The organism is Granulicella aggregans (assembly GCF_014203275.1).
Taxonomy (GTDB): domain Bacteria; phylum Acidobacteriota; class Terriglobia; order Terriglobales; family Acidobacteriaceae; genus Edaphobacter.
In genome coordinates, this window is the sequence record NZ_JACHIP010000081.1 from 1 (window position 1) to 1,119 (window position 1,119).

Sequence of the window (1,119 nt, forward strand, 5' to 3'; positions counted from 1 at the left end):
CGTACGTGTGTTGCATCGGCCGCCTGGGAGAGTCTAGGTTTCTTCTCTCTATGGTTTAGCACACGACAGAACGGATTGATTACACCCTCAACACCGCTCATTTGTGACGATAGTAATCCCTCGTCGACGGGTTGACATGGACTGCCATCTTCGGGCATTCTGCAGTAGAACTTGCGTACCTAAATAGATGGGTACTAAGGTGGTTAGGTACAGACGCAAGATAGGTACCGAAGTTCATGCTGCATGTCCGCATTTACGGGACCAGTAACGCCGTAACGTGGCAGCAAACCTAAACGATCGACCTGGACCATCGGATCAACATGAGGCACCGTCCATATGCAGAGTATTGAGTTGCGTCATCTTCGCTACTTCGTTGCGGTTTTCGATCATCGAAGCTTCACCCGGGCGGCAGACAAGCTTTGCGTTACCCAATCCACAATAAGCAAGGGTATCCGAGAGCTTGAAGATCGGTTGGGAACACCTCTACTATTCCGGCACTCTAATCGCGTCAGCCCAACAGCCGGTGGTACGCAGTTGTTCGAATACGCTCACCCTATCCTCGAACTCCACGAGGAATCGTTGCAGGAGGTGCGACAGATTCATGGTCGCGCACATGGAAACTTGCGAGTAGAGTGCGAAACCGCTGCTGATAAGCGCATTGTGGCAATAGCTGAACGCGTATATCGCAAGCTCTTCCCAGCATCCGACATCGAGACCACATTCGCACCGATTGAGCAGATACTGGAGCGGCTCGCGTCAGGAGAAATCGACGCCGCCATCGTCACGCTCCCCTCCGACGAGCCCTCCACTAGAGTCGTGACGCTCGCTCAAGAGCGCATGCTGGTCTGCATGAGATCAGACGATACGTTAGCAGCTAGCTCTGCCGTCGAGGCTTCGCAAGTCACTGGTCGTCTCAGGATTTTCAAACCGCCCGCAGCCCAGCGCAAAGCCCACGTCAACATGATGAAGTTACTTGAAGAGGAGGGAATTGAGACTGGCGTTCCCTTGTTCGCCTCGGCCGTTCACGGACAGTTCGAGATGGTTGAGGCGGGTCTCGGGCTGACTCTCGTTCGAGAGCACAGCGACATCCCGGAGGGTCTGGTCACGAGGCCATTTGCG

The 1,119-nt window shown here is 54.4% G+C and carries 1 protein-coding gene; it reads left to right on the top strand.

Annotation, left to right across the window (positions count from 1 at the left end; genetic code table 11):
- Positions 1 to 336: 336 nt before the first annotated feature.
- The coding region (locus tag HDF16_RS30140) for a LysR family transcriptional regulator (protein ID WP_184224681.1) at positions 337 to 1,119 on the top strand (783 nt) is incomplete at its 3' end.